The sequence below is a fragment of the Mumia sp. genome (assembly GCF_028803055.1).
Classification (GTDB): Bacteria; Actinomycetota; Actinomycetes; order Propionibacteriales; family Nocardioidaceae; genus Mumia.
The window spans coordinates 1-2336 of the sequence record NZ_JARBCJ010000299.1 but is presented as its reverse complement, the minus strand read 5'-3'; the positions used below and the strand labels follow the sequence as shown (position 1 = coordinate 2336).

The following is a 2336-nucleotide window of genomic DNA, read 5'->3' as shown; positions in this document are numbered from 1 at the left end:
GGGTCGGTCGGCAGGGTCGCGAGCTGCTTGAGCAGTCGGGTCCGCAGCATCCGGGCGACGCCGAGGCTGGCTCCCGCGTGGATGACCGGCAGGTCCTCGCGGTCGGCGACGAAGAGGGTGCGGCGCATCGCGAGGACGCGCACCAGCGTCCGTCGCTCGTACATCGCCTCTCGCACGTCGGCGATGGTCAGGGACCCTGCGCGCGCGAGCACGGAGAGATAGACCGTCGCGGGGTCGGTCGCGTGGAGCACGAGCACGCCGCGCACGATCTCCTCGACCGTCGGTGTGGACCTCGACGGGCTCACACCCACCCGGTGGCCGACCATGAGGCGGTGACGTCGTTGCTCGTCGGTGATGCGCACCGGACCATCCTGGCGTGCCGCTCGGACGTTTCGGTTCGGGCTCGCGCCGCGGCGCTCGTACGCTGACGGCGTGACCATCCACTCCGAGCACCCGTTCCTGCCGCCCGAGGGCGAGCGGGATCCCGTCCGGCGGTTCCGCGGCCGGCTTCCGCAGGCGGTCACGGTGTGCACCGCGGGCGCCGGCCGGTCGCGTGCCGGGTTGACCGTCTCGTCCGTCGTCGTCGCCGAGGGGGACCCGGCTCACGTCCTCCTCCTGGTCGACGAGGACAGCGACCTCGCCGATGCGCTCGTGGTGGGTGCACCGTTCGTGGTCAACGTCGTGGGGGCGCGCGACCGGGCGCTCGCCGACCCCTTCGCCGGTACGGCGCCGGCCCCGGGCGGCCCGTTCAGGCTGGGAACGTGGACGGAGACGCCGTACGGTCCCGTGCTGGCGTCGGCGACCGCGTGGCTCGGCGCGAGAGTGGCGCGCGAGCCGCGTCAGGTGGGCTGGCCGCTGCTGGTCGAGGGAGTGGTGGAGACGGTCGAGATCGCCGACGACGCACCGGCGCTCGCCCATCTCCGGGGGCGGTACGTGGACCTCGGCGGGTGACCTGACAGTGCTTGTATAAGCGCTGTTAGACTTCCGGGATGACCACGAGCGGCTCCCCGGACGATCCCACCGACGTCGACTTCTGGCGGCCGCTGCGAACGCTCCGCGACGCGATGGAGGCCGAGCTCGCCGCGCTCTACCGCGACCGTGGCCTGACGGTCCGTCCGCGTCTGACCAAGCCGGTGATCACGCTCGCCCGCACCGGCCCGATGACGATCCGCGAGCTCGCGGACGCGCTCGAGGTGACGCACTCGGCCGCCAGCCAGACGGTCGGCGTCCTTCGCGGCGACGGTCTCGTCGAGACGACGCCCGGCCGCGATGCGCGGACGAGAGTCGTCACGCTGACCGCGCACGGTCGGGCGCTCGTCCCTCTCCTCGAAGCGGAGTGGCGGGCGACCGAGCAGGCGCTGCTCGACCTCGACAGCGAGATCCCGTACCCGTTCCTTGCGGTGGTGGCCGACCTGGCCGCCGCGTTGGAGCGACGCCCGTTCCGGGAGCGGGTGGAGGAGCACCTGTCGGTGATGGTCCCGGCGTGACGGCGGGGTCCCGGCTGCTCGACGTCCGGCCGCTGCGGACGAGCCGGCCGTTCGTGCGCCTCTGGTCCGGGAGCATGCTCGCCGCGCTCGGGGGACAGATGAGCCTGGTCGCGCTCCTCCAGCAGGTCTGGGACCTCACGGGCAGCGCAGTGCTGATGGGCACTCTCGGCCTGGCCCACGCCGTGCCGATGATCGTCCTGGGCCTGTACGGCGGTGCGCTCGCCGACGCGACCGACCGGCGACGCGTGGTGCTGACGACGACCGGTGGCAGTGCGGTGGTCGCGGTGCTGCTGGCCGTCCAGGCGGCGTCGTACGACCGGTCCCTGGCCCTCGTCCTCGGTCTGGTCGTGCTGCAGGCGGGGTTCAGCGCCCTGGGTGCCCCCGCCCGCCGGGCGATGGTGGCCAGGCTGCTCCCGCTCGACGAGGTGGGGGCCGGTGTCGCCCTCACCCACGTCGGCTTCCAGGTCTCGATGCTGGTGGGCCCCGCCCTCGGAGGGCTGCTGGTCGCGGTCGGTGGACCGGCGGGGTGCTTCCTCGTCCAGGCGGCTGTGCTCCTGGTGGCGTGGGGCGTCACCCGCGGGCTGCCTCCGGTGCCGCCGGGAGCTGGCGAGACCGGGGGAGCGGAGCGGCGGGCCGTACGCCGCGGTCTGCGGTACGTCGTGAGGTCGTCGGTCCTGCGCGGCGCGATGCTCACCGACGTGCTGGCCACGGTGCTGGTCATGCCGGTGTCGCTCTTCCCGGTCGTCGTCGACGCGCGGTTCGGGGGTGATCCCGCGGTGACGGGCCTGCTTCTCTCCGCCGTCGGTGCCGGTGGCATCCTCGGAGGTCTCGCGTCGGGGGTGGCGACCA

4 protein-coding genes are annotated in these 2336 nt (G+C 73.6%); 3 read left to right on the top strand and 1 reads right to left on the bottom strand.

Features of this window, described 5'->3' with window-relative positions:
* A partial coding sequence (locus PV363_RS17325) for a crosslink repair DNA glycosylase YcaQ family protein (RefSeq protein WP_301023018.1) occupies positions 1-362 on the bottom strand: 362 nt, incomplete at its 3' end.
* A 70-nt stretch (positions 363-432) separates the two neighbouring features.
* Between PV363_RS17325 and PV363_RS17320 the strand changes: the two genes are divergently transcribed.
* The 3 genes from PV363_RS17320 to PV363_RS17310 form a co-directional block, all read left to right on the top strand.
* The gene (locus tag PV363_RS17320; RefSeq protein WP_301023017.1) at positions 433-951 is read left to right on the top strand and encodes a flavin reductase family protein; all 519 of its coding nucleotides are present in this window, start codon (positions 433-435) and stop codon (positions 949-951) included.
* Between the two features lie 38 nt (positions 952-989).
* Entirely contained in the window at positions 990-1487 is a 498-nt protein-coding gene (locus PV363_RS17315) for a MarR family transcriptional regulator (protein ID WP_301023016.1), read from the top strand.
* A partial coding sequence (locus PV363_RS17310; RefSeq protein WP_301023015.1) for an MFS transporter occupies positions 1484-2336 on the top strand: 853 nt, incomplete at its 3' end. The genes PV363_RS17315 and PV363_RS17310, both read left to right, overlap by 4 nt.